The following is a 1,368-nucleotide window of genomic DNA, read 5'->3' as shown; positions in this document are numbered from 1 at the left end:
GGGCTTGATTACGATATCCGACTCGCTCAAACACAATCCCAATCGGCAACGACGTAGATTGCAGCAAATCTGCGGCATGATTGATCCGCAATTTCATTAGACGTTGGCTAAACGGCTCTTTAAAGTGCTTTTGAAACAATCTTGTGACTGCACTTTCACTCAGCGATAAGTAGTTCGCCAAGTCTGCGAGCGTCACCTTAGTTGCAAAGTGTTGTTCGAGATACGCGTTAACACTTGCCACGCGCTCTCTTTCCTGTAGCTCGTGTTCACTCATCGATAAGTATGAGTGAGTCATCAGTGTTTTTGCTCCTTCATCGTGAGCAATCAGAGACAAAACATGGAGAAATCTCGATAGTTGCTCCATTGCAGGAAACGTCATGAGCTCATGCAGAAGATCCACAACGTGCTGAGCTGTCCGTTCAGAAAACACCACACCTTTATTGGCCGCCTTTAAAAGCGGGTCAAGCTTTCTAAGCTCTGCGCAATAGAACATCAAATTGGCAATCCACTCACGCTTAAACCAAATCACATGAGTCTCGCACTTGCTTTCGACCAATGTGGAGTGAATTGAATGAGGCACACCAGGCGCGATCAATAGCATTTGGTTGTGAGTCACTTCTAATTCGTGATGACCAATATGCAAACTGCCAGTGAAGTGTCGATGGATGACCAACTCAAACACATCATCGTGAAAATGGAGGTCGTACTCTTTCTCTACCTCATCAATGCGACGATAGCGCCAAGAAAAACCTGGTCTCTGCGGTACTTTTTCGATGTGCGCCATTGGCTACTCCACAAGATAGTATTGTTTCACGCTCAAATAATATCAGTATTGCCGACATAATCTTCATCACGCCGAAATAGTATTGATATTAAACGGCATACTATCAACTTGGTGTTGTCCCTCTCCTTATTCTTGCCTTGTAAAGACAAGATAACTAAGGAAGCTTTTATGAGCCACTTCACTATCAAGCTACGCCAAACCCTGCACAAAACACGCGATGAATGGGCAAAATTCGCTATCAGAGAAATGGAAATCCCACCTAACACCATCGCCAAATTTTATGGTTACAAATCGAGTTGTGATCTTGAGCAAATTCTTAAACAGGATAAAAACGACGCCAATTCGGACATTTGCTCGACACCTTGTGCGAGATCTCTCACAAGCGATGTAAGCAAAACGACCATTTTTGACTAAGATAAAATCAAAAAATGTATATAACCAATTGAAAATTAAAACTTATAGTATTTTTCATAATATTCGCTGCCAAAGTTTTTTTACCTAGCTGATTGAGAGTAATCAGCAAAACATCAATACTGATTGTGTCGACAGGATGTTGGCGGGAACAGGAAAAAAGCCTAATGGAC

Annotated in this window: 2 protein-coding genes; one reads left to right on the top strand and one right to left on the bottom strand. The window is 42.4% G+C overall.

Annotation, left to right across the window (positions count from 1 at the left end; all coding sequences use genetic code 11):
• The coding region (locus R7F07_RS24835) for a helix-turn-helix domain-containing protein (RefSeq protein ID WP_318110615.1) at positions 1-784 on the bottom strand (784 nt) is incomplete at its 3' end.
• A gap of 168 nt (positions 785-952) precedes the next feature.
• On the opposite strand from R7F07_RS24835, the gene R7F07_RS24830 reads away from it, so the two are divergent.
• Complete coding sequence (locus R7F07_RS24830; RefSeq protein ID WP_025551159.1) at positions 953-1,198, top strand: hypothetical protein; 246 nt, start codon at positions 953-955, stop codon at positions 1,196-1,198.
• The last annotated feature ends 170 nt before the right edge of the window (positions 1,199-1,368 follow it).

Source organism: Vibrio sp. YT-16 (assembly GCF_033337405.1).
GTDB lineage: Bacteria > Pseudomonadota > Gammaproteobacteria > Enterobacterales > Vibrionaceae > Vibrio > Vibrio alginolyticus.
This window is presented reverse-complemented; position numbering and strand designations above follow the sequence as displayed.

What these genes read in the sequence shown, in the direction of transcription:
- R7F07_RS24830 (WP_025551159.1), top strand. Translation starts at nt 953, where the DNA reads ATGAGCCACTTCACTATCAAGCTACGCCAAACCCTGCACAAAACACGC.